General features: G+C 71.1%; 23 protein-coding genes. 16 read left to right on the top strand and 7 right to left on the bottom strand.

Annotated elements, in window-relative coordinates:
- The 3 genes from ACLQ24_RS13830 to ACLQ24_RS13840 all read right to left on the bottom strand — a co-directional run.
- Nucleotides 1-707 (bottom strand): IS701 family transposase (locus ACLQ24_RS13830; protein WP_425891831.1); only part of this gene is annotated, 707 nt, incomplete at its 3' end.
- A 125-nt stretch (nt 708-832) separates the two neighbouring features.
- Nucleotides 833-1447, bottom strand: coding sequence for a hypothetical protein (locus ACLQ24_RS13835; protein ID WP_425891774.1), 615 nt, complete (start codon nt 1445-1447; stop codon nt 833-835).
- 815 nt (nt 1448-2262) lie between these two features.
- Nucleotides 2263-2793 carry a hypothetical protein gene (locus ACLQ24_RS13840; protein ID WP_425891776.1) on the bottom strand — a complete coding sequence of 177 codons (531 nt, stop codon included), beginning with the start codon at nt 2791-2793 and terminating at the stop codon, nt 2263-2265.
- A 341-nt stretch (nt 2794-3134) separates the two neighbouring features.
- Here ACLQ24_RS13840 and ACLQ24_RS13845 point away from each other — a divergent pair, with 341 nt between their 5' ends.
- Nucleotides 3135-4436, top strand: a complete 1302-nt coding sequence (locus ACLQ24_RS13845) for an IS4 family transposase (RefSeq protein WP_425891778.1) — start codon at nt 3135-3137, stop codon at nt 4434-4436.
- 193 nt (nt 4437-4629) lie between these two features.
- On the opposite strand, the gene ACLQ24_RS13850 is transcribed toward ACLQ24_RS13845, so the two are convergent.
- Nucleotides 4630-4935, bottom strand: a complete 306-nt coding sequence (locus ACLQ24_RS13850) for a helix-turn-helix domain-containing protein (RefSeq protein WP_425891779.1) — start codon at nt 4933-4935, stop codon at nt 4630-4632.
- A 174-nt stretch (nt 4936-5109) separates the two neighbouring features.
- Here ACLQ24_RS13850 and ACLQ24_RS13855 point away from each other — a divergent pair, with 174 nt between their 5' ends.
- From ACLQ24_RS13855 to ACLQ24_RS13890, 8 genes are all read left to right on the top strand, one after another.
- Entirely contained in the window at nt 5110-5301 is a 192-nt protein-coding gene (locus tag ACLQ24_RS13855) for a hypothetical protein (protein ID WP_425891781.1), read from the top strand.
- Nucleotides 5302-5523: 222 nt separating this feature from the next.
- Complete coding sequence (gene ssd, locus ACLQ24_RS13860; protein ID WP_425891782.1) at nt 5524-6624, top strand: septum site-determining protein Ssd; 1101 nt, start codon at nt 5524-5526, stop codon at nt 6622-6624.
- Entirely contained in the window at nt 6621-7832 is a 1212-nt protein-coding gene (locus ACLQ24_RS13865) for a TadA family conjugal transfer-associated ATPase (protein ID WP_425891784.1), read from the top strand. Before ssd ends, ACLQ24_RS13865 begins: the two co-directional genes overlap by 4 nt.
- Nucleotides 7805-8986 carry a hypothetical protein gene (locus ACLQ24_RS13870; protein WP_425891786.1) on the top strand — a complete coding sequence of 394 codons (1182 nt, stop codon included), beginning with the start codon at nt 7805-7807 and terminating at the stop codon, nt 8984-8986. Before ACLQ24_RS13865 ends, ACLQ24_RS13870 begins: the two co-directional genes overlap by 28 nt.
- Nucleotides 8986-9624 (top strand): type II secretion system F family protein, encoded by a 639-nt coding sequence (locus ACLQ24_RS13875; protein ID WP_425891788.1) that lies wholly within the window; start codon nt 8986-8988, stop codon nt 9622-9624. Before ACLQ24_RS13870 ends, ACLQ24_RS13875 begins: the two co-directional genes overlap by 1 nt.
- A 22-nt stretch (nt 9625-9646) precedes the next feature.
- Nucleotides 9647-9814 carry a DUF4244 domain-containing protein gene (locus tag ACLQ24_RS13880; RefSeq protein ID WP_234584142.1) on the top strand — a complete coding sequence of 56 codons (168 nt, stop codon included), beginning with the start codon at nt 9647-9649 and terminating at the stop codon, nt 9812-9814.
- Nucleotides 9815-9918: 104 nt separating this feature from the next.
- A complete protein-coding gene (locus tag ACLQ24_RS13885; protein WP_425891833.1) occupies nt 9919-10296 on the top strand; it encodes a TadE family type IV pilus minor pilin in 378 nt (125 codons plus the stop codon).
- A gap of 113 nt (nt 10297-10409) precedes the next feature.
- Nucleotides 10410-10787 carry an Rv3654c family TadE-like protein gene (locus tag ACLQ24_RS13890; protein WP_425891835.1) on the top strand — a complete coding sequence of 126 codons (378 nt, stop codon included), beginning with the start codon at nt 10410-10412 and terminating at the stop codon, nt 10785-10787.
- Nucleotides 10788-11143: 356 nt separating this feature from the next.
- Here ACLQ24_RS13890 and ACLQ24_RS13895 read toward each other — a convergent pair whose 3' ends face one another.
- The 3 genes from ACLQ24_RS13895 to ACLQ24_RS13905 all read right to left on the bottom strand — a co-directional run bounded on the left by ACLQ24_RS13895 (nt 11144) and on the right by ACLQ24_RS13905 (nt 14670).
- On the bottom strand, nt 11144-11722 hold the full coding sequence (locus ACLQ24_RS13895) for a hypothetical protein (RefSeq protein ID WP_425891791.1): 579 nt from the start codon (nt 11720-11722) through the stop codon (nt 11144-11146).
- Nucleotides 11723-11952: 230 nt separating this feature from the next.
- Nucleotides 11953-12156: a hypothetical protein gene (locus ACLQ24_RS13900; protein WP_425891793.1), complete on the bottom strand. Its 204-nt coding sequence runs from the start codon at nt 12154-12156 to the stop codon at nt 11953-11955.
- Nucleotides 12157-12258: 102 nt separating this feature from the next.
- The gene (locus ACLQ24_RS13905; protein ID WP_425891795.1) at nt 12259-14670 is read right to left on the bottom strand and encodes a DEAD/DEAH box helicase; all 2412 of its coding nucleotides are present in this window, start codon (nt 14668-14670) and stop codon (nt 12259-12261) included.
- A 140-nt stretch (nt 14671-14810) separates the two neighbouring features.
- Here ACLQ24_RS13905 and ACLQ24_RS13910 point away from each other — a divergent pair, with 140 nt between their 5' ends.
- From ACLQ24_RS13910 to ACLQ24_RS13940, 7 genes are all read left to right on the top strand, one after another.
- Nucleotides 14811-15167, top strand: a complete 357-nt coding sequence (locus tag ACLQ24_RS13910; protein WP_425891797.1) for an STAS domain-containing protein — start codon at nt 14811-14813, stop codon at nt 15165-15167.
- Nucleotides 15164-15601 carry an ATP-binding protein gene (locus tag ACLQ24_RS13915; RefSeq protein ID WP_425891799.1) on the top strand — a complete coding sequence of 146 codons (438 nt, stop codon included), beginning with the start codon at nt 15164-15166 and terminating at the stop codon, nt 15599-15601. The genes ACLQ24_RS13910 and ACLQ24_RS13915 overlap by 4 nt, the downstream gene beginning before the upstream one ends.
- A gap of 321 nt (nt 15602-15922) precedes the next feature.
- Nucleotides 15923-18271, top strand: coding sequence for a sodium-translocating pyrophosphatase (locus tag ACLQ24_RS13920; protein ID WP_425891800.1), 2349 nt, complete (start codon nt 15923-15925; stop codon nt 18269-18271).
- 101 nt (nt 18272-18372) lie between these two features.
- The gene (locus ACLQ24_RS13925) at nt 18373-18915 is read left to right on the top strand and encodes a hypothetical protein (RefSeq protein ID WP_425891801.1); all 543 of its coding nucleotides are present in this window, start codon (nt 18373-18375) and stop codon (nt 18913-18915) included.
- Nucleotides 18906-19673, top strand: a complete 768-nt coding sequence (locus ACLQ24_RS13930) for a hypothetical protein (protein ID WP_425891802.1) — start codon at nt 18906-18908, stop codon at nt 19671-19673. The genes ACLQ24_RS13925 and ACLQ24_RS13930 overlap by 10 nt, the downstream gene beginning before the upstream one ends.
- A gap of 398 nt (nt 19674-20071) precedes the next feature.
- Nucleotides 20072-22954: a type I DNA topoisomerase gene (gene topA, locus ACLQ24_RS13935; protein WP_425891804.1), complete on the top strand. Its 2883-nt coding sequence runs from the start codon at nt 20072-20074 to the stop codon at nt 22952-22954.
- An 80-nt stretch (nt 22955-23034) separates the two neighbouring features.
- A complete protein-coding gene (locus tag ACLQ24_RS13940; RefSeq protein WP_425891805.1) occupies nt 23035-24261 on the top strand; it encodes a CapA family protein in 1227 nt (408 codons plus the stop codon).
- Nucleotides 24262-24273: the final 12 nt, after the last annotated feature.

Below are 24273 nucleotides of genomic sequence, written 5' to 3' on the forward strand. Positions count from 1 at the left end.
GCCGTGACCGGCAGGTCGGCAGCGATCAGGTCAGCGCGGCGGCGGGTCTTACCGCCATCCAGCGGCAGCAGACGGTCGCGGGAGACGGCCAGCACGTACCCGAGACGTAGTTTCCGCAATTCGCGGCGCAGGTGGCTGTTGTTGCCGTAGGCCTCGTCCGCGGCCGCCCACCTCGCCGGGACGTGCGCTGCGACCGCTGCGGTGATCATGTCCTCGGCCAACTGCGAGCGGGTGGCGAACGCGATGTCGTCCGGGACGCCGGCCTGCTCGCACCGCTGACGGTCGCTCGTCCAGGACTCGGGCAGGTACACCCGGCGGTCGATCAGGGTGTGCCCGTGCCGGCTCGCGTACGTCAGGAACACCCCGACCTGGGCGTTTTCGATCCGGCCCGCGGTCCCGGTGTACTGGCGCTGGACCCCGACGGTGTGCTTTCCCTTCTTCAGGTCACCGGTCTCGTCGACCACGAGGACCCCGTCGGGGTCACCGAGCCGGTCCACGACGACCTGCCGCACGTCGTCCCGCACGGCATCGGCGTCCCATCTCGCCCGATAGAGCAGCCGTTGCATCGTGTCCGGCCGGGTATGCCCGGCCTGCTCGGCCAACTGCCAGCTCGTCTTGATCTCCAGGCCCGCGAGCAGCCCGGTGACAAACCCGGCCGCAGCCCGCCGCGGTTCCACCCGGGCGAACCGGCCCGCGAACGCTCCGATCACCTGGTCACTGACCCGCTGCCACCGCTGCGGGTCTACGCTGTGACCTACGGCCACCGCAAGATCTGAAGTTTTGTCCACAACAGACTCAAGATCACGCGGCGGCCGTCCTGTTCCCGCCCGCCTCAGCCATGATCACGAAGTACGGCTGCCGTACTAGACCCATCTGTCGAGCATGGTGACTCCGAAGCAGCGACGGCGGCTTCCGATACTCCCGTCTCGGCGGCATATCCGGGAGATCGGACCGCCGGTCCAAGCCATCCCTTGACAGTGGCTGCCACCGCGGCGCGTGGCGGTTTGACGGGCATCATATGGCGGCCTTTCGACCAGGTCAGCAGCATTCCTTCAGTTGTGCTGATCCTGGTGGTGACCATGGTGATTCGTCGGCCCTGCTGGTCCCAGGTGTGCCACAACGCCCACCCCTGCGGCCGTGCCTCAACGCCCAGCCGCTCGCAGATGTCGATGTACTCCTGCTCGGTCATAACGCGGGTGGGACGAACCAGGAGCGCTCCGGCTAGGCCGACAAGGGGGGCGTCCGGGTCAACGCAGCCGTCATCGTCGAAGTGGTGGTGCCGCAGCTGGCGTGCCAGCGCGTTGACGGCACGCTGCAGGGGAGTCGCATCGTCAGGATCGGGATGAAAGCTCAGCCAGCCCTCGTCGAGCGCCCGATTGGCGACGTCATGGGCAAGAAGCTCAATTTGGCGGAGGTACTCCGCCTCAGTGGGGTCAATATCCGGCACCAGTTCACCCTGCCAGGCAGGCCTACGGTCGTCCTCCCCATTACGCGAACAGACGCAGTGTCACGCAGGCCCTGATACCGATCGGTCATGCAGCTGCCGAGATCGGACATCGGACTGCCAGCATGTGATCCGACAGTTGATGTGCGACGTAGCTCCGCCAGGTGATGCGCGACGGGTGGTCTAGGAAACTTGGGTAGCGATCCGCGGTCGCTGGCCTTTGATGCTACAGACTGGCTGGGTGGTCGTGCGTCGGATGACCTTGGTGTCGCCGTCGGTGAGTTCGATGGCCAGGGTCGTTCGGAGACTGTCACGGTGACGGTCTGGTGCCGGTGCAGCCGGCCGAGGGCGACCTTCTGGCCGGCGACCATGATGATTCCGGCCACGCAACACGCCCGGCGGCTGGCGCGAAGGCGGGAAGCCCAAGCGGCCGCCGCAGCACGACAGCAGCGTTGACCGGGTGATGGTGGGCCGGCAGCCGGCCAGGCCGCGCGGCCACGAGCGCGCCTGACGCAGGGGAGCGCCCGCTGGCCGCGTCGGTGAACTGGCGGCCGTTAGCAGGGTTGCGGTAACTGCGCCTCCGGCGGGGCGCTCGGGCTCCGGGATGGTCGGAGAACCGTCGGCGGCTCGCGGTCCGTGGGTGGTTGAGGTAGGCCATCACGCCTGCCATCGACCCGGGCAAGCCGAGCAGACCACCGCCCGACCCGCCAGCGTCCGACCGTGCGTCAAGGCCATCTTGACGTGGCGGGCCGGGCGGCGGCCCGCTCCCCAAGAGGGCGGGTCGACGGCAGACGGGGATGGCAGGAATCCGTTGAGAGCTATGAGTCGCGTCGCACAGGAAACTGCAATACACCCACAGTCAACGGCGGAAGACCTAGCCTCCCAGTCACGTCGTAAATGTACTCGCGTGCAAAGGGGTATATCGCAAACTGACCCGTCGTGAAGGCGTAGGCTTGGAGTTCGCTATCAATCACCGGCTCGTCGCCGCTGCACATTTCGAGGTTGAACAATGCGGCAAACTCGAAGGAGAGGTCGGCAACGCATCCTTCTTCATCGCTATTTCCGCCGCTATCGCTATTAGAGTCAATGTCAGACTCCGGGCTAGTTTCACTAGCCTCGAAAACTGCAAGGGTGTATTTGCTTCTCAGGATGAAGGCAGAATCATCCTCTTCGCGTTCCACGGCAACATCAGTGTCCAAGGACCATTTAAGCCTGCTCCCTGTCGACGGAAAGTTGTCCAGCTCCACGGTCGAGCTGAACAATCTAACGTCGCGGATCTCAGCCCTTGCGGCTACCCGCGCTGCTGCCTGCTGTGCAGCGAACAAATCGATGTCGCTGGAAATCTTCATGCAGTCAGGTCCCACTCGGACTTGGAGCGCCACGCGCGTGCCATGGTGCTGCGCTTCACGGGCACATTGGAGTCGGCCAAGGCGGGCTTCTCCGCGCTGTAGGCCGAAACACTCGGCGAGACCCAGTCACAATCAGCAGGCATTTCCAGGGCGATTCTGATGCGGCCCTCAACCGCCCGCGCATACCGGTGAAGAGTCAATGCCACGTAGCCTAAGTTGATCTTGGGTTGACCTGCGGTTCTGTATGGACTCGTGGGATGTGCGGCGTGGCGTGGCGGCCGCTACCGGGCGGGCTGTTTTGATCACGGGTCATGTCGGTGGCTGTGGTGGATCGTCCGGTCGTGCGCCCGGATCAGGTGACGTTGGGGGTGTTGATCTCGCAGGTGTCGCGGGAGGAGGTCGACGCCGCGGTCGAGGTGTGCGGGGTGCGGGAGAAGCGGTCGGACGGGAAACTGCCGGCGCACGTGACCGCGTATCTGACGTTGGGGCTGGCGTTGTTCGCCGACGATGACTACACCGAAGTCGCGACCAAGGTAACGGGGTCGTTGGACCGGTTCGGGTGCTGGAATGCGGCCTGGAGCGTGCCGACGTCCAGCGCCATCACGCAGGCGCGGAAACGGTTGGGCCGTCGGGTGTTCGCCGAGGTGTTCGAGCGTACGTGCGGGCCGGTCGCGGGCGTGGCGGGCCCGACCGCTGCGATGGGCGCGTTGGGTACCGCGCGGGGGTCGTTCCTGCGCCGGTGGCGGCTGCTGGCGATCGACGGGTTCGAGGTCGACCTGCCTGACAGCGTGGAGAACGCGGCCGAGTTCGGCTACGCCGGATCCGGGGAAAACCGTTCGGCATTCCCGAAGGCCCGGGTCGTGGCCCTCGCGGAGTGCGGCACCCACGCCTTCGTCGCCGCCGAGATCGACGCCTACGCCGTGGGTGAGAAGACCCTCGCGCAGCGCCTGTATCCGCGGCTTCGCGGCGACGAACTGCTCACCGCTGACCGGGGCTTCTACTCCTGGCAGGCGTGGGATGCCGCCCAGGCCACCGGGGCGGCGCTGCTGTGGCGGGCCCCTACCCAGCTCAACCTGCCCGTCGTGCGTGTCCTGTCCGACGGCACCTGGCTCACCGTCCTGATCAAGCCAACGATCCGTGGCGGACGGCGGGAGCGGCTGCTGGCAGCCGCCCGCGCCGGGGCCGACCTCGGTGACATCAACACTGTTCCCGACGCGTTCGACGACCGGGGCCTGCCTGTGGTTCATCTCGCCCGGGTGCTCGAGTACGACGTGTCCGACCGCGTCGGCAACGGCACGGGGGAACTGATCACCCTGATCACCACCATCACCGACCCCGCCGACGCCCGCGCCGACGAACTGGCCGCCGCGTACCACGAGCGCTGGGAGGAAGAAACCGCCAACGACCAGCTCAAAACCCACCTCCGCGGTCCAGGGAAGGTTCTGCGGTCCCGCCTGCCGGACCTGGCACATCAGGAGATCTGGGCCTACCTGATCGTCCACCACGCGATCAGCGCACTGACCGCCAAAGCGTCCGCCGCCGCCGACCTCGATCCAGATCAGATCTCCTTCACCAAGGCCCTACGCATGATCCGCCGCACCGCCACCGGAACGGCGGACATTCCCCCCTCAAGACTGGACTGACCAACTACCGGCCCACCTCGCCGGCCTCGCCGCCCTGCTGATCCCCGAACGCCGGGAACGCACCTGCCCCCGCGCCGTCAAACGAGCCCGCCACAACAGCTACCGCGTCAAGAATCGCGACGAGCCGGCCAGCATCCGCCACCCAGACCCAGCCACCGTTCACATCTACCGTCTTCAACCCCACACAACATGATCAACTTAAGCTACGTGGCATTGGGTGAAGAGTGGAGAGTCGAGGATCGCTTGCCTCGTTTTCAAACTCCGACAGCGCAGGCTGCTTAATTCCCATTCGGCGAGCAACAGCCGTCTGAGTGAGCCGCAGCGCACGACGCAGACCGACGAGACTATCCAAGATTCGGTGCGTCTCCTGGGCGTCCTCGTATGCGGCGCGGACTTCCGGATTCTGAGTGGCAGTCGCGACATAAGTAGCGAAATCGTCCTCAAAGACAGAGCTGTCAAACGGTGTGGCCGACATGTCCGGATTCACGGCCCCGCTCATAGTTGCTCTACCGTCACTGACCGTAACCTCACAACGAATGTCGAGCCCTATCGGTTACTCCCGATGCCAGCCGGATCTTGAGAGGGTTGCGATAGCTTTGGCCGATCCCTCGCGTCACATCTTGGACTCGCCTCAGCGGGGCGACTTGCCAAACGTGCCCTGGATCCTTAGCAGGTGACCGACCACGCGGGTCGAGCCGGTGCGGCGGTCACCTTCGACGACCGCGAACACGACGCCCAGTTCCTGCTGATCTTCGACGCGAACACGGGCGGTCTGCTCGCCCACGAGATGCTGACGCTCACGCCGGTACGGCTCAGCGCGTACCAGATGATCCTCGATACCTCCTGGACCGACCGCGTCGGCTGACCGGCGTTTTCTGGGGCCGCTCTCTCGGGAGCGGCCCCACGGTGTTTTCCAGCCAACGCTGCTAGCTGCACGAAAGCCCGTACGCATAGCAGATCAACCGTTTCGGCGGGCGTTGTCCACAGGCCCCGGAGTTATCCACAGGCGATGAGGTCGGGGGCGCTGCGCGGGGTCCATCGCGAGCAGGGTCGGCGGTGCATCCGATCCCGACCGCTGGAGGCCGCGATGGCACCCCGTACCTCCGTTCCGCCGATCCGACGGCTCCCGCTGGTCGTCACGGCGGACGGCGACCTGCTCGACGAACTGCTCCGGCTCGCCGCCGCCGCCGGCACCGAGGTGGAGCTGGCCGCCGACCCCGCTGCGGCGCGCACCCGTTGGGGTCCCGCGCCGCTGGTGCTGCTCGGCGTCGACCAGGCCCAGGCGTGCCTGCGGGCCCGACTACCGAAGCGGCCCAGGCTGGTGCTGGTCGGCAGGACCGGTCAGATCGACCCCGGCTGGCAGATCGCCGAGCTGATCGGTGCCGAACACGTCGCCGCGCTGCCCGCCGCCGAGCCGTGGCTCGTGGACCGCCTGGCCGAGCACGGCCCCGACCAGCCGGACGGCCCGGGTGCGCGGGTCGTCGCGCTGTTCGGGGGCAGAGGCGGCGCAGGGGCGAGCGTGCTCGCGGGCGGGCTCGCCGTGACCGCCGCGCGGGCCCGACTGCGCACCCTGCTCATCGACGCCGACCCGCTCGGCGGTGGGCTGGACCTCGTACTCGGCTGGGAGCAATTGGAAGGGCTGCGCTGGCCGTCGCTCACCAGCGCGGACGGGCGGGTGGACGCGCCGGCTCTGGTCCAGGCCCTGCCCAGCCGGGGCGACCTGGTCGTGCTCTCCTGGGATCGCGGCGAGATGCTGGCACTCCCCGCCGCCGCGATGGCGGCGACCGTCGACGCCGCCCACCGTGGGCGGGACTTTGTTGTGATCGACCTGCCCCGGCAGCTCGACGACGCCGCCGTGGTCGCGTTGCAGGCGGCCGACCAGGCGTTCGTCGTCGTGCCGGCGGAGCTGCGTGCCACCGCGGCAGCCGCTCGGGTGGTGGCCGTGGCCGCACCACACTGCGGCGCGCTCTCGGTGGTGGTGCGCGGGCCCGCCCCGGGCCGCCTGCGCGCGACCGAGGTGGCACGGGCCCTCGGGCTTCCCCTCGCGGGCACGCTGCGTCCCGAGCCCGGCCTCTGCCGTGGCCTCGAACGCGGCGAGGCCCCGGCGGCGGCCGGCAAGGGTCCGCTCGCCGCCCTGTGTCAGCAGATCGTCGCGGACCTCACCGGCGCCACGACCGGTGCGGCATGAGCGGCCGGCCGGAGGACGCCACGTTCGCCGCCCGGGTGCGACAGCGGATCGTCGCCACCACCGATCCGCTCACCCCGGCGGCGATCGTGTCCGCCGTACGCGCCGAGCCCACCGCGGCGGTGCTGGGCGACACCGCCGTGCTGCGGATCGCCGATCGGGTGCACGACGACCTCGTCGGCGCAGGGCCGCTGGCCTCGCTGCTGGCCGACCCGGAGGTCACCGACGTCCTGGTCAACGGTGTCCGTGTCTGGGTCGACCGGGGTGCCGGGCTGCACCAGGTGGCGGTCCCGGTGGGCTCGGTCGAGGATGTCCGTCGGTTGGCACAGCGACTGATCGCCAGCGCGGGCCGGCGGCTCGACGACGGCTCCCCGTACGCGGACGCTCGACTCCCCGACGGCACCCGCCTGCACGCCGTGCTGCCGCCGGTGGCGACGGAGGGCCCCTACCTGTCCCTGCGGACGTTCCGGCACCGCCCGTTCACCCTCGACGAGCTGGTGCGTCAGGGGACGGTCCCGCGATCGGTGGCACCGCTGCTCGCCGCCGTCGTCGCGGCGCGGTTGGCGTACCTGGTCACCGGCGGCACGGGCTCGGGCAAGACCACCCTGCTCAACACGCTGCTCGGGTTGGTGCCCGCCACCGAGCGGATCGTCCTGGTGGAGGACGCGGCGGAGCTGCAACCGGGGCACCCGCACGTGGTCGGGCTCCAGGCGCGTACCGCCAACGTCGAGGGGACGGGCGTGGTCAGCCTCGGCGACCTGGTCCGGCAGGCGTTGCGGATGCGCCCGGACCGGTTGGTGGTCGGGGAGTGCCGGGGCGCGGAGGTGGTCGACCTGCTGGCCGCGCTGAACACCGGCCACGACGGTGGTGCCGGCACGCTGCACGCCAACACCCCGTCCGACGTACCGGCCCGGCTGGAGGCGCTCGGCATGCTGGGCGGGCTGCCCCGCGCCGCGTTGCACGCGCAGGTGGTCGCCGCGCTTCAGGTGCTGCTTCAGGTACGTCGCGGTGACCAGGGTCGAGTCCTGGAATCGATCTGTCTGCTGCTCCCCGAGGGGCCGGAACGGTTGGCCACCGTGGTGCCCGCCTGGGTACGTGGACGCGGGCTGGGCCTGGCCGCCCGAACGTTCGGCGCGCTGCTGCGGGACCGGGGCGTGGCGGTTCCGCCGATCCTCGGCGAGCCGTGGCCCGGATCGGCGGGCCCGGAATGAACGGCACGACGATGCTGGTGGTGGCGCTGCTGCTGGTCGTCGCGATCCTGGTGGTCTGGCCGGCGCAGCGCATCCGAGCCCGTCGCCGCCGGGTGCTGGGGTCGTCCCGGGGTGCCACCGGCGCCAACCCGGACGACGCCCTGATCGAGTGGATCAGGGATCTCGCCCGTGGCCGGGACGGATCGACCGATGAGTTCGGCGGCGTGCCGGTCTCGGTTCACCCGGACGTACTCGCTCAGCCGACGGCGGCGTCGGCGATCAGCAGCGGGCGGACGGCTGTCGCCTGGTCCACTCGGGACCTCGACGACGCGCCGGGCCGTTCGTGGGCGACCGGTGGACCGGAGGGGCCTACCCGGCCGGCCGGCCCGGCACGTCCGCCGGCCCGCCGGGACTCTCGCCGCCCGGCTGCCACCGCCCGGCCGGAGACCCTGGAGGCCGTCGAGCACCGGGACCACCTACCGGTCCGCGATACCGGCGGGCTGCTCGCGGAGCCGCCGGGCCAGAAGTCCGGCGGGCCGCTCGCGAATCTTCCGGTACGCGCCCGACGGTCGCCGCGTCGTGTGTTGCTGCTGGTTGGTCTGGTGGGGGCGGGTGTCGGTGCTGTGGCTGCCGGGCCGGTGGCCGCGGTGGCGGTGGCCAGCTACGGCACGCTCGCCACGCGGGCGCTGCTGCGTTGGAGGGCGAATCGGCAGGCCGAGGTGATTCGACGGCACGCCCTCGACCTGCTCTGTGGTCTGGCGGCGGACCTCCGGGCGGGCCTGCCCGTGCCGTCGACTCTTGAGATCGCCGCCGTCGAGGCAACGGCCGGCACCGACCGGCTACGCGACCTGACCTCGGCGGCCGTGCGCCTGGCGGATCGGACCGGCGCGCCGCTGGCGGAGCTGATCGAGCGGATCGAGGCGGACGCCCGGGCGACCGACCGCGGACTGGCCGCCGCAGCGGCACAGGCGGCAGGCGCACGCGCCACGGCCTGGTTGCTGGCGGCCCTGCCGGTCGGCGGGATCGGGCTCGGGTACGGGATTGGGGTCGATCCCTTGACCGTGCTCCTACACAGCACGGTCGGTGGGGTCTGCGCGGTCCTCGCCGTCGCCCTGCAGGTCGTCGGCCTGTTCTGGGCCGAGCGGCTGGGCAGTGCGCCGGGGCGGGCCGCCTGATGTCCCCGGCGCTGCTCGCTGGCGGCGAGGCGGACAAACGCCGACGACCGGATGCGATCCGGCTCGCGGCAGGTATGGCCGGGCTTGCCGTGGCCGTGGTTGTCGGGGGCTGGTTCGGGCTGATCGGCGCGATCCCGACCGCGGTCCTGCTGGACGTGCTGCTGCGGCGGATCGAGTCTCCCGCCGTTCGCAACCAGCGGCTCCGGGAGGCCGCCGACCTGCCACTCGCCGCTGACCTCTTGGCAGCGGCGATGCGGGCGGGCGCTCCGGTGGACAGATCGGTCCTGGCGGTGGCCGAGGCGTTGGACGGCCCGCTGGCCACTCGACTGGCCCGGGTGGGCCGCACGCTGCTCCTCGGTGGCGGCCCGACAGAGGCGTGGTCGGCGTTGGACGGTGTGCCGGGAGCGGATCGGATGGCCGCAGCGGCGTTCCGCTCGGCCAACAGCGGCGCGGCGCTGGCCGGTGCGCTGACCCGTCTCGCCGACGACCTGCGGGCGGACCGGGCCACCGCCGCCGAGGCGTCGGCACGCCGGGCGGGCGTACTCATCGTGCTGCCACTGGGGCTCTGTTTCCTGCCCGCGTTCATTCTCGCCGGTCTGGTGCCGGTGATCGTCGCCGTCCTCGGCGACGTGCTCTGACCCATCGAGAAAGGGAAGACCCATGCGCAAACTCATCGCCCGGCTGCGCGGCGACGACGGGATGAACACCGCCGAGTACGCCGTCGGCACGCTCGCCGCGGTGGCCTTCGCCGGGATCCTGTTGAAGGTGCTGACCTCCGGCAACGTCCAGTCGGCGCTGACCGCGGTCATCGACCGGGCGCTCAAGTGACCGGGCGCCGGCAGGTCGACCGCGCACGGAAGGCGGACGTTCCCGGGCGGGATCCTGACGGCGACCGGTGGGGCTACATCGCCGGCGGCAACCGGTGGGGCTACATCGCCGGCGGCAACCGGTGGGGCTACATCGCCGACGGCGACCGGGGATCCTTCACCGCCGAACTGGCGGCCGGCCTGCCGGCGCTCCTCCTGCTCCTGCTCGCCGGTCTGGCCGCGACCAACGCCGTCAGCACCCAGGCGAGTTGCCTGCACACGGCACGAGAAGCCGCGTTGGCTGCCGCCCGAGGCGCCGGCAGCGAGGACGGGCAACGGGCCGCGCCGCCGGGGGCAGAGGTGACGGTGTCGATCGACGGAGATCGGGTGCAGGCCACGGTCCGTGCACCCGTCCGCGCGCTGGGCGGCCGGCTACCACGGATCACCGTGGTCGCCACCGCCGTCGCAGCCGTGGAACCCGGCGCTGACGGGGCGAATCGGTGATGCCCCATCCGGACGTCCGGTCGCCCGACAACGGTCAAAGCCGCGACAACGGTCAAAGCCGCGACAACGGTCAAAGCCGCGGCCGCGGCCACGGCCAGAGTCGCGGCCGCAGCCTGGACGTCGAGCGACGCGACGACGGCCGAGCAGACGCGGAGCGGGGCGGCGCGACCGTTCTGCTGCTCGCCTTGGGGCTCGTGTTCGTGCTGGTAGGGACATTCGGCGCCGCCGTCGCGGCTGCCGGAATGGCGACCCAGCGGGCGGCGGTGGCCGCGGATCTCGGCGCGCTGGCCGGGGCTGCCCGAGCGCTCGACGGTGACGCGGTGGCGTGCGCGTCCGCGTCGGACATCGCCCAGCGCGACGCGGGTCGAATGATCGACTGTGTCGTTGACGGACTCGACGTGCTGGTGACCGTCGAGGTGGCGTTCACGCCGATGCCGGGTCTGAACCGGGTCGCCACATCGACGGCCCGCGCCGGCCCGGTGCGCGGCTGAAGGGCAGGGCGCGGCCGGGCCGAGCGGCGCGTCCAGGTCGACCGGATCAGCCACGTTGAGCGGTGCGTCCACGTCGACCGGGGCAGCCACGTTGACCGAGGCAGTCAGGTTGACCGGGGCAGTCACGCTGAGCGGGGCAGCCACGTTGACCGGGGCAGTCAGGTTGACCGGGGCAGGCAGGCAGGCTGAGCGGTGCGTCCAGGCTGAGCGGGGCAGTCAGGGTGAGCGGGGCAGCCAAGTTGACCGAAGGGTGCCGGATCGAACCGGGCGGCAGCCTGCGGGCCGGGGCGGGGCCGTGGGCCGCTGCCCCGGCCAGCGGAGCCGAAGGCGGTTGGCGAAATGCCAGCCGGGGTGTGTCAGCGAGCCTGGAGCGCGTCGAGAGCGACGGCCATGGCGATGACGAGGCGGCGGTCGATCTGCGGGTTCTGCACCTCGACCACGTACTTGTCGCGCAGGCCCCACTTCTTGACCACCGAGAAGACGGGCTGGCCGCCGGCGGTGAAGTCGAAGTGGTACGGCAGCCAGGACAGCGAGTCGACGAACCGGCGCAGCAGTGCCACCGGCAGGCTGCGCTCCTGACCCGTCACCTGCGGCAGGCCGGCCTGCTCGACGTGCCAGGTGGAGCGGAGCAGGGACTGGGCGAAGTCCTTGCGGAACAGGCCGATCGGGTTGCCGGCCGCGTCGGTGACGTCGTACGTGGCACCGAGGTCGAGGCGCTGGCGGGCCTTGAAGCCGAGCAGGGGCTGCTGCTTGGAGTCATCGGTGTAGATCGTCACCTGCTCCTTGAAAGCGAGCCGCTTCTGCTGCGCGAACGCCAGCAGCTCGCCTTCGCTGCCGTCCGGTGCGACCGCCCGGACCTCGTACTGGTTGACCATCATCCGCAGTCGCTGGCGGATGTGGAACTGCTGCAGGGTCTGCAAGTTGTCGAGCTGCATCTGATCTCCTCAGGGGGTGTCGCGCCGGAGTCTCGCACAGCCAGGCAACCAGCGTGGGCCCGTGCCCCGACCGACAAACCCACCGGCCATCCCGTTCTGCCCGTGCCACTGCGGCTGACCCATGCTCACCGGCCCGTCCCGACCAGCTCACCCGAGGCGCTCAACCAGCCCAGTCCACCCTGATCAGCTGAGCTGACCGGTCCGCCCGGCCGGACCGGTCACGCACGGCCTTAGCGGCCGTCCACCGTCGAGCGCAACGACCAAGTGTTGAGCACCTGGTGGATGCCGCGCGGCCGCTCGTTGATCTGCTCCAGCCGCTCTGCCTGGGCCAGCGCGGCCAGCGCGGACCCGAGCGCGATCTGCTGGTCGAGGGTGAGGTGTTCCTGGTCGATGGTGTAGAGCAGGTCGACGGTCTCGGCGATCGTGTCGGCCACGGCTTCTCCTCGGGCACGGGGGCGAACTACTACAACACAAGCATCGATGGAAGCGCTCCCACATCATTGTGCCCAGTGCGGGCGGGGTTCATGCAAGGTGCCTCAGGCGGGCAGATTCTCCAGCACCACGTCGAGGACCCGGATCGCGTCCGGCTTGGAGAGCGGGTTGTTGCCGTTGCCGCACTTCGGTGACTGCACGCAGGACGGGCAGCCGGTCTCGCAGCCGCACTCGGCGATCGCGTCCCGGGTGGCCCGCAGCCATGCCGACGCCGTCCCGTAGGCCCGCTCCGCGAAGCCCGCGCCGCCCGGGTGCCCGTCGTAGACGAAGACCGTCGGTGCCTCGGTGTCCGGGTGCAGGGCGGTGGAGAGGCCGCCGATGTCCCACCGGTCGCACGTCGCCATCAGTGGAAGCAGGCCGATCGCGGCGTGCTCGGCGGCGTGCAGCGCACCCGGCACGTCGGCCGTCTGCACCCCGGCGGACGCCATCGACCGCTCGGACAGCGTGAACCACACCGCCACCGTGCGCAGCTCCCGGATGGGCAGGTCCAGTGGCCGGGTGTCGATCACCTCGCCGGTGGCGATCCTGCGCCGCTGGTACGACACCACCTGGCTGGTGACGTCCACCTCGCCGAGGAACATCCCGACCGGGCCGGCGTCGACGTAGGAGCGCACCGACACCACGGACAGGTCCGTGACGTCCCGGGCGTGGGTGGACCAGTCCGGCTCCTCGACGTGCACCAGCGCGCAGCCGTCGGCGAGATCCAGGTCGTCGACCACGTACGAGACGCCCTGGTGCAGGTAGACCGCGCCGGGGTGGAGCAGGAAATGGGACGAGCTGCCGTCGACCGTGCCGAGCAGCCGGCCGGTGGCCGCCTCCACCACGCAGACCGGGGCGCCACCCTCGCCGCGCAGGTCCACCTCGGGGCGCTCGCGGTGCCGCCAGTACCAGCCGGTGGGCCGCTGCCGCAGCGCACCGGCCTCGACCAACTGGTCGATGGCCTCCTTCGTCCCGTCGCCGAAGAGCGCCAGGTCGGCCGGGGTGAGCGGTGCCTCGGCGGCGGCGCAGGCCAGCTGCGGGGCCAGCACGTACGGGTTGGCCGGGTCGAGCACCGTCGCCTCGACGGGCGCACCGAAGATCGCCTCCGGGTGGTGGACCAGGTAGGTGTCCAGTGGGTCGTCGCGGGCCACCAGCACCGCGAGGGCTTCCTGGCCGGAGCGCCCGGCGCGGCCCGCCTGCTGCCACAGCGACGCCCGGGTGCCCGGATAGCCGCAAATCAGCACCGCGTCCAGCCCCACCAGGTCCACGCCCAGCTCCAGCGCGTTGGTGGAGGCCAGGCCCAGCAGGTCGCCGTGCAGCAGCGCGCGTTCCAGCTCGCGCCGCTCCTCGCGCAGGTAGCCGCCCCGGTAGGCGGCCACCCGGTCGCCGAGCCCGGGCACGGCGTCGTCGAGTGCCCGGCGCGCGTTGGCCGCCACCACCTCGGCGCCCTTGCGGGAACGGACGAACGCGAGTGTGCGTACGCCCTCGGCGACCGTGTCGGCGAGCAGGTCCGCCGTCTCCCGCAGCGCCGACCGGCGGACCTGGACGAGGTCGGTCATGGCGTCGTGGTCGCCGGCCGCCTGCGTGGGCACCGCGGGCGCTGATGAGTCGGGTGGGAGCAGCGGCGGCTCCCAGAGTGCGAAGGTCACCCCGCCGCGCGGTGAGGTGTCCTCGGTGACCGCGGTCACCGGCAGGCCGGTGAGCCGGCCGGCGGCGGTCGCAGGGTCACCTGAGGTGGCCGAGGCGAGGACGAACACTGGACCGGCCCCGAAGCGGGCACACTGCCGCCGCAACCTGCGCAGCACGTGCGCCACGTGCGAGCCGAACACGCCTCGGTAGGTGTGACACTCGTCGATCACCACGTACGCCAGGCGGCGCAGGAAACCGGACCACTGGGCGTGGCCGGGCAGGATGCCGTGGTGCAGCATGTCCGGGTTGGTCAGCACGAAGCGGGAGTGCCGGCGGATCCACTCCCGTTCGGCGCGCGGTGTGTCCCCGTCGTAGCAGGCGGGGCGTACTCCCTCCAGCTCCAGGCCCACGACGGCCCGCAACTGGTCGGCGGCGAGGGCCTTGGTCGGCGCCAGGTAGAGCACGGTCGCCCGGGGGTCGGCGAGCAGGGTGGCCAGCGCCGGGAGTTGGTACGCCAGAGACTTACCGGACGCGGTGCCGGTGGCGACGATCACGTGGCCGCCCCCGTACACCAGGGTGGCCGCCTCGGCCTGGTGCTGCCAGGGCGCGACCACGCCGCGGCGGGCGAACGCCGCCCGTAGTTCCGGCTGTGCCCAGTCCGGCCAGGGGGCGGGCACCCCGACGCGGGCCGGCACCCGCTCGACGTGGGTGACCGGGTCGCCGGCGCCCCGGGCGCGCAGCCGGCGCAGCAGGTCCACGGGCGGGGAGCCCAGGGGGACGGTTCGCGCCGACGGCTCCAGGTCGACACGCGCAGGTACGCGCGCGGAGCTGACGCCGTCGGAAGTCACGTCCTGCACTCTCGCACTGGTGTTCGGAGATGAAAAGTCGGGCCCGGGGGTAAGGGGAAGCCTCCGCCGGTGACCGCAGGGTGTCCCGGCGGTAGTGGTTAGATGCCCAGGAGAGTTTACGGCTCTGGCGAGGAGGACCGATGGAGCTGTCGCTGGCGACGCGCACCGTGGGCGAGCACACGGTGCTCGAGGTCGGCGGTGAGGTGGACGTCTACACCGCGCCCCGGCTCCGCGAACGTCTCCTCGAGCTGATCGACGGCGGTGCCCGGCACGTGGTCGTGGACCTCGGGCGGGTGGACTTCCTCGACTCGACCGGGCTGGGCGTGCTGGTGGGCGCGCACAAGCGGCTGCGGGCGGCCGGCGGTTCGTTCGCCCTGGTCTGTGACAAGGAGCCGCTGCTCAAGATCTTCCGGATCACGGCGCTGGACCAGGTGTTCCCGCTGCACGCCACGGTCGAGGCAGCGGTCGGTGCGGGCTCGAGCGGCGCCAACGCGTGATGGCGACGGTCCGGCTCTCCTTCTCTCCGGCGCCGGTGCACGTGCGCACCGCCCGACTGGTCGGCGTGGCCGTCGCCCGGCGGGCCGGTGTCCGTGAGGACCTGCTGGACGAGGTGCGCCTGGCCATCGGTGAGGCGTGCACCCGGGCGGTCGCCCTGCACCGGCAGTACGGCCTGGCCGATCCGGTGTTGGTGGAGATGTCCGACGGCGGCACCTACGCGGTGCGGGTCGTGGACCGGGCGCCGATCGAGGCCGGTATCGGGCTGGCGGCGCTGCCGCCGGACGAGCTGGCCGACGAGGCGCTGACCGACGAGGCGCTGACCACAGGCGTCGGGTTCGCCCTGCTCGCGGGCTTCGTCGAGGACCTACAGGTGCGCCCGGTCGACGAGGGCATCGGCACCGAGGTGCGGATGGTGTGGCCCGTCGGGCGCTGATCCCAGAACAACTGCTGACAAGGCCGCGTCCCCACGGGGATGCGGCCTTGTCGTCATGGATCGGGCCCTATATCAGATTTCGTTTCATAACACAGCGACGAAGATCATCGAGACACGGTGCCCCCTCCGTGTGACCTCGAACACTGTGGAGGGCTACAGTACCCGGGTTGTCAGCAAGTGATCCAACCCGCAGCCAGCGGGTATGGGTGGTTATCGCTGGTCCGCTGGGGTGGGTTGGCGCGCGCTTGCGAGTCCGCATCCAGGCGTCGACCGGTGCGTCTCCACCCGTCGACGCGAGTGTTCGGTAACAGGAGGACACAGATGTCCGAGACCTTGGCCGTCGATGGCGGCGGGCTTTCCCTTACCGGAAGCAATGTCACGTACGTCGTCATCGCCGCGGTCGTCGCGTTGGTGGCGCTCGTCTTCGCGGCCGCGCTGACGAAGACGGTGCTGGCAGCCGGCAAGGGCACCACAAACATGCAGGAGATCTCGGGGGCGGTCCAGGAGGGCGCCTCGGCCTACCTGCTCCGCCAGTTCCGCACCTTGGCGATCTTCGTCGTCGTCGCCGTGGTGCTGCTCTTCCTGCTGCCGGTGCACGACACCGACGGCAGCGAGATGGCCGTGAAGCTCGGCCGCTCGCTCTTCTTCGTGGTGGGCGCCGTGTTCAGCGCGTCCATCGGTGGCGCCGGCATGTGGCTGGCGACCCGCGCCAACCTGCGCGTGGCCGCCGCCGCCCGGGAGCGACAGGGTGGCCGCGAGGCGGCCATGAAAATCGCCTTCCGGACCGGCGGCGTGGTCGGCTTCCTCACCGTCGGCCTCGGTCTCTTCGGCGCCGCGCTCGTCGTCCTGGTCTACCGGGGCGACGCGCCGACGGTGCTGGAGGGCTTCGGCTTCGGCGCCGCCCTGCTGGCGATGTTCATGCGGGTCGGCGGCGGCATCTTCACCAAGGCCGCCGACGTCGGCGCCGACCTGGTCGGCAAGGTCGAGCAGGGCATCCCCGAGGACGACCCGCGCAACGCCGCCACCATCGCCGACAACGTGGGCGACAACGTCGGTGACTGCGCCGGCATGGCCGCCGACCTGTTCGAGTCGTACGCGGTGACGCTGGTGGCCGCGCTGATCCTCGGGCGGGCCGCCTTCGGCGAGGACGGTCTGGTCTTCCCGCTGATCATCTCCACCATCGGCGTGCTGGTCGCCATCGTCGGCGTCTTCATCACCCGGCTGCGCGCTTCCGACCGCAACGGCCTCACCGCGATCAACCGGGCGTTCTACATCTCCGCCGTGATCTCCGCGGTGCTGGTGGCGATCGCCGCCTACGCGTACCTGCCGGCGACCTTCGCCGAGTTGGAGGGTGGCCTCACCGACGTCGACCGCAACCCGCGACTGGTGGCCATCGGCGCGGTGGTGATCGGCATCGTGCTGGCCGCGGCGATCCAGGCGCTGACCGGGTACTTCACCGAGACCAACCGCCGGCCGGTGCAGGACATCGGCAAGAGCTCCCAGACCGGCGCCGCCACGGTGATCCTCGCCGGCATCAGCATCGGCCTGGAGTCGGCGGTCTACTCGGCGCTGCTGATCGGCGCCGGCGTCTTCGGGGCGTTCCTGCTCGGCGGCAGCTCGATCACGCTGTCGCTGTTCGCGGTGGCACTGGCCGGCACCGGCCTGCTCACCACCGTCGGCGTCATCGTCGCCATGGACACCTTCGGGCCGATCTCCGACAACGCCCAGGGCGTGGCGGAGATGTCCGGTGACATCGACGAGCACGGCGCGAGGACGCTCACCGAGCTGGACGCGGTCGGCAACACCACCAAGGCGATCACCAAGGGCATCGCGATCGCCACGGCGGTGCTGGCGGCGACCGCGCTGTTCGGCTCGTACACGGACACTCTGCGCACCGCGTACGCGGACGCCGGTGTGGGCGACGTCGGGACCGAGATCCTCAACTCGCTGAACGTGGCCAACCCGCGCAACCTGGTCGGGTTGATCATCGGTGCGGCGGTCGTCTTCCTCTTCTCCGGGCTGGCCATCAACGCGGTGTCCCGCTCGGCGGGCGCGGTCGTGATGGAGGTTCGCCGGCAGTTCCGTGAGCTGCCCGGCATCATGGACCGCACCCAGCGCCCCGAGTACGGCAAGGTCGTCGACATCTGCACCCGGGACGCGCAGCGCGAGCTGATGACCCCCGGCCTGCTCGCCATCCTGGCACCGATCGCGGTCGGCTTCGGCCTCGGCCCGGGCGCGCTGGCCTCCTACCTGGCCGGCGCGATCGGCGCGGGCACGCTGATGGCGGTCTTCCTGGCCAACTCCGGCGGTGCCTGGGACAACGCCAAGAAGCTCGTCGAGGACGGCGCGTACGGCGGCAAGGGCTCCGAGGCGCACTCCGCCACGGTCATCGGTGACACCGTCGGTGACCCGTTCAAGGACACCGCCGGCCCGGCGATCAACCCGCTCATCAAGGTGATGAACCTGGTCTCGCTGCTGATCGCGCCCGCTGTGGTGGCGTACAGCGTCGGCGACGACCGCAACGTCGGCCTGCGGGTGGGCATCGCGCTGGTCGCGACGCTGATCATCGTGGCCTCGGTGGTCTTCAGCAAGCGCAAGGGCATCGCGATGGACGACTCCGACACCGGCGCGGGGAGCGCCGACCACCGGCCGGAGACGGTCAACGCCTGACACCAGCGGCACCGGGGTCCCCGCTCGACGCACCCGTCGGGCGGGGACCCCGGCCGTCCGGACCGGTGCCACACCTGGCCGAAAGTCGTACGCTGCAACGCATGCGTACGTGCCGGGCGTCTGCCGCCGGAAAGCTCACGGTTGTCCTGGCCACGCTCGTCGTCGTCCTCGCCGACTGCGGTGGTGGGCCCAGCCCCCGGGCCTGGGCGGCCTCGGTCTGCGGTGCGCTCACCCCGTGGCGCTCCGAGATCAGCAAGTTGACCAGCAGCACCGACCAGCAGATGACGGCGCAGACCACTCCGGCGCAGGCCAAGGAGAACCTGGTGCGGCTCTTCGGTGGCGCGGAACAGGCCAGCGAGACCGCGCGTCGCAAGGTCGAGCAGGCCGGTATCCCGGAGACCGACAACGGCGAGGCCATCTCCGCCGGTTTCCGTGGGTCGCTGGAGAAGATGCGGAACGCCTACGGCCGGGCCCGGGACACCATCGAGGGGTTGGGCACCGGCGAGCCCATCGCCTTCTACGACGGCGTGCGGGCCGCCGTCGACACCCTGAACAAGGAGTACGACGCCAGCGCGCTGGACACCAGCAAGCTCAACTCCGAGGAGCTGAAGAAGGCCTTCGACGAGGTGCCGGAGTGTCGCTGAACGGGCTCGGTGACACGCCGGCCGCGCAGTCGCTGCCGGCGCTGTTCCCCGTACCTGAGCCCGATCCGTCGCGCGCCGATCCGTCGGACACCGGCCCGGCGCGGACCGGCCCCAGCCTGCGGCGCGGCGGCCCTGACCGGTCGGAGTCGAACCACCCACCGCAACCCCGGGCCGACGACGCCGGGCGGCAACTGGTCTTCTTCGGCGCGGATGCCGCCGAACCGGTGGTCGCCGATCTGGCCGGGCTGCTCGCCGGGCCCGGCGAGGTCGTCCGGATGGGCGGCACCGCCCGTCTCGCGGTGCGGGTGGACGCCGCCTGGCGGGTGCACGTGCTCGTCGCCGAGCTGGCGCTGCGCGGGCTGGCCGCGAGCTGGGCGCCGACCGAGGACCAGCGACACGCCGTGCGGACGTCGTACACCCGGCTGTTGAAGCCGCTCGCGGTCGCCTGGCTGAACGGTCCGGCGAAGCGTCCTCCGGCGGCCTTCCACCTGACCGGCCGACGGCTGCGGCTGTGGGTCGCCGCCGCCGGGACGCCGGAGCCGCCCAGCGGCTTCCTGTTGGGGCTCGGCGCGGAGGACGACCAGGAGTCGTGGGACGCGGTCGGCGCTGCGCTCACCGCCGCCGGCCTGGCCGGCACGCTGCTCGGCCCCGACGAGGGCGGCCCGGCGTTCCGGATCACCGGTCGACGCCGCCTGGCGCGGCTCGCCGAACTGGTCGGCGGACCGCCGACGGCGGCACCCCACCACGCGTGGCCCTGACCATGGCCCCGCCGCTCGTTGGCGTCGATCATGAAGTTGTGGTGGTGGACGCCCACCACACCCCCATGATCGACGCGGGTAGGGGTGGGGCGGGGGTGGCGGGGGTGGGGTGTCTGGTGTTGGACAGCTGGGCTTGGACGGGCCGGTTGGGGGTCCGCCATCGTCACAGTGACCCGCTTCGAGCCCTACCCACGGTGTACGGTGGCGCCGTCCGGCAGTGCCGAGCACGGCGGGCGGAAGCCGACCGCCGCGCCGCAGCGGATTGCCGCCCGCGAAACCCGAAACGCGGACGGCGCGTTACGTTGGACATCCGGACCGCCGGTGCCACGGCGGGGTCGAGAGCGGTCGCTGTCGTAGGCGCCGGCGGGCCACGAGCAGGAGTGAGGTCGGGGAGAGACGTGCCGAGCAAAGCTGGAACCACCCGTCTGGTCATCGTCGAGTCACCGGCGAAGGCCAAGACGATCTCGGGCTACCTCGGCCCGGGGTACGTCGTGGAGGCCAGCTTCGGTCACGTCCGCGACCTGCCGCGCAACGCCGCCGACGTACCGGCCAAGTACAAGGGCGAGTCGTGGGCCCGCCTCGGGGTGGACGTGGACAACGGCTTCCACGCCCTCTACGTCGTCTCGGCCGACCGCCGGCAGCAGATCAGCAAGCTGGTGAAGCTCGCCAAGGAGGTCGACGAGATCTTCCTGGCCACGGATGAGGACCGCGAGGGCGAGGCGATCGCCTGGCACCTGGTCGAGACCCTCAAGCCCAAGGTGCCGGTCAAGCGGATGGTCTTCCACGAGATCACCAAGCCGGCGATCCAGGCCGCCGTGGCCAACCCCCGCGAGATCGACCGCGACCTGGTGGACGCCCAGGAGGCCCGACGCATCCTCGACCGCCTCTACGGCTACGAGGTCTCCCCGGTGCTGTGGAAGAAGGTCATGCCGAAGCTCTCGGCCGGCCGGGTGCAGTCCGTGGCGACCCGGATCGTGGTCGAGCGGGAGCGGCAGCGGATGGCCTTCCGCACCGCTGAATACTGGGACATCCTGGCCACCCTCGCCGTGGCGAACGCCGGTGAGGGGCCCCGGGCCTTCAACGCCACCCTGATCGCGTTGAACGGCGACCGGATCGCCACGGGCAAGGACTTCGAGCCCACCACCGGTCGGGTCCGGGCCGGCGCGGGGGTCGTCCACCTCGACGAGGGCGGCGCCCGAGGGCTCGCGGCCCGCCTTGAGGGGCGGCCGTTCACCGTCACCCGCGTCGAGGAGAAGCCCTACCGCCGCCGCCCGTACGCGCCGTTCATCACCTCGACGCTCCAGCAGGAGGCGGCCCGCAAGCTGCGCCTGTCCTCGCAGCAGACGATGCGTACCGCGCAGCGGCTCTACGAGAACGGCTACATCACCTATATGCGTACCGACTCGGTGAACCTGTCGGAGACCGCCATCTCGGCGGCCCGCCGGCAGATCGTCGAGCTGTACGGCGAGCGCAGCGTTCCGCCGGAGCCGCGCCGCTACACCGGCAAGGTGAAGAACGCGCAGGAGGCACACGAGGCGATCCGCCCGGCGGGGGAGAACTTCCGTACCCCGGGCGAGGTGGCCAAGGAGCTGTCCGCCGAGGAGTTCAAGCTCTACGAGCTGATCTGGCGGCGCACCATCGCCTCGCAGATGACCGACGCGGTCGGTTCCAGCGTGTCGGTGCGCATCCGGGCGGTCTCCACCTCGCAGGAGGAGGCCGACTTCGGCGCGACCGGCAAGACCATCACCGACCCGGGCTTCCTGCGCGCGTACGTCGAGTCCAGCGACGACGAGAACGCCGAGGCCGAGGACGCCGAGCGTCGGCTGCCGACCCTGGTCAAGGACCAGCCGCTGACTGCCGACGAGCTGGCCGCGCAGGGCCACCACACCCAGCCGCCGTCGCGCTACACCGAGGCGTCGCTGGTCAAGGCCCTCGAGGAGTTGGGCATCGGCCGCCCGTCGACCTACGCGTCGATCATGCAGACGATCCAGGACCGGGGGTACGTCACCAAGCGCGGCCAGGCGATGATCCCCACGTTCCTGGCCTTCGCGGTGATCGGGCTGATGGAACGGCACTATCCCCGCCTCATCGACTACGACTTCACCGCCAGCATGGAGAACGAGCTGGACGAGATCGCCGGCGGTGACCACGCCGCTGTCGACTTCCTCACGGCGTTCTACTTCGGCAGCTCCAACGGTGCCGGCGACCAGGACATCGCCCGCTCCGGCGGGTTGAAGAAGCTGGTCACCGAGAATCTCAGTGAGATCGACGCGCGCAGCGTCAACTCGATCCCGCTCTTCACCGACGAGGACGGCCGCGAGGTAGTCGTCCGGGTCGGCCGGTACGGGCCGTACCTCCAGCGTGAGCTGCCCGGCGGTGAGCAGCCGGCGCCGGCCGCCACGGGTGACGGCGAGGAGAGCGGCCCCCAGGGCGACCGGGCGCCGATCCCCGAGGGCCTCGCCCCGGACGAGCTGACCCCGGAGAAGGTGCACGAGCTCTTCCTCGGCGGCAGCGGCGAGCGCAAGCTCGGCGACGACCCGGCCACCGGCGAGCCGATCGTGCTCAAGTCCGGCCGCTTCGGCCCGTACGTCTCCAGCGGCGAGCGCAAGTCCTCGCTGCTGCGCTCGCAGACGCCGGACTCGCTCTCCCTGGAGGAGGCGCTGCGGCTGCTGAGCCTGCCCCGGCTGGTGGGCGTCGCGCCCGACGGCGTCGAGGTGTTCGCCAACAACGGTCGCTACGGCCCGTACGTGAAGCGCGGCGAGGAGTTCCGCTCGCTGGAGTCCGAAGAGCAGATGTTCACGGTCACCCTGGACGAGGCGCTGACGCTGCTGGCCGCCCCGAAGACCCGTGGCCGGCGGGCCGCCGCGCCGCCCCTGCGCGAGATGGGCGTCGACCCGCTGACCGAGAAGCCGCTGGTGATCAAGGACGGGCGTTTCGGCCCGTACGTCACCGACGGCGAGGTCAACGCATCCCTGCGGCGCGGGCAGACCCCGGAGGCGTTGAGCCTCGAGGAAGCCTCCGAGATGCTGGCCGACAAGCGGGCCAAGGGTCCGGCGCCGCGCAAGAAGGCGCCCGCGAAGAAGGCGCCCGCGAAGAAGGCCACGGCCACCAAGAAGACGGCTGCCGCCAGCAAGTCCACGGCCGCGAAGAAGACGACGACGGCCAAGGCGACGACGGCCAAGGCGACGACGGCCAAGGCGACGACCGCCAAGGCGGCGAAGAGGGCTCCGGCGAAGAAGGCCGCCCCGAAGAAGGCCGCCGTCAGCCCTGTCGAGGAGTGACGCCAGTCCGCAATGCCCCTAATGGGTTAAATGTCCAATTCAGTGGCGGGGTTCTGGTGTGGACTGCCTAACGTGAGGGGATGTTCGCAGTCCCTGTCCCGCGCCGCCGCGTGCTCGTCGGCGCTGCGGCGGCTGTGCTCCTGCTCGCCGTGGCCGCGGTCGGTATCAGGGCGATGGACGCGGACAGCCCCGCGCCGGCCGGCGCCACCGCGTCGCACGCTTCCCCGCAGACCGTCGCCCCCGGGTCGTCCACCGGGCCGACCCGGGATCCCGCCAACCGGCGGACCGTGCGGCTCGTCGCCGCGGGTGACGTTCTGATCCATCCAGCGGTGACCGAGCAGGCACGTCGGGACGGTGCCCGTGCCGGCGGCATGGATTTCGCCCCGATATTCGCCGGGGTCGCCCCCGCGATCCGCGGCGCGGACCTGGCGCTGTGCCACCTCGAGACGCCACTGGCCGATTCCGCCGGCCCGTTCGCCGGCTATCCGTCGTTCAACGCGCCCCCGCAGGTGCTCGACGGGCTGCGCGCCACCGGATTCGACGGCTGCTCGACCGCCTCCAACCACACCCTCGACCAGGGCGCCGACGGGGTGGCCCGGACAATCCGCGCACTCGACGCCGCCGGGCTGGGGCACACCGGCAGCGCCCGCAGCGCGGCCGAAGCGGCCAGGCCCCGGATCTACCAGGTCGGCGACGTCCGCGTCGCCCACCTGGCGTACAGCCTGAACTTCAACGGGCTGAGCCGCCCCGCGGGCCAGCCGTGGCTGGCCAACCTGATCGATCCGCCCGAGATCCTCGCCGCCGCCCACAAAGCGCGCGCCGCCGGCGCCGACATCGTCGTGCTCAGTCTGCACTGGGGTACGGAGTATCAGCACCTGCCGGACGCCGACCAGCGGGCCTGGGCCCGGCAGCTGATCTCTTCGCCCGACGTGGACCTCATCCTGGGCCATCACGCCCACGCGGTGCAGCCGTTCCAGCGCTTCGGGGACAAGTGGGTGGTCTTCGGCATGGGCAACGAACTGGCCCGGCACGAGGAGCCGATCGACGACAACCGCGAGGGTGTGATGGCCCGGGCGACCTTTACCGAGGCCGCCCCGGGGCGCTGGATGGTGACCCGGATGGAGGCACTGCCAACCTGGACCGACCTGGTACCGGCCCTCCGGCTGGTTGACCTGACCGCAGCGCTTGCCGACCCGGGCACCCCGCCAGGTCTGCGGGGCGACTACCGGGCGGCGTACCAGCGGGTGCTCGGCTATGTCCGGGCCCTGGGTGCCGGCGCGGACCAGGTGGTGGCGTCGGGCGGCTGAGCGCCGCCGCCG

It is taken from the genome of Micromonospora sp. DT4 (assembly GCF_049841675.1).
Taxonomy (GTDB): Bacteria; Actinomycetota; Actinomycetes; order Mycobacteriales; family Micromonosporaceae; genus Micromonospora.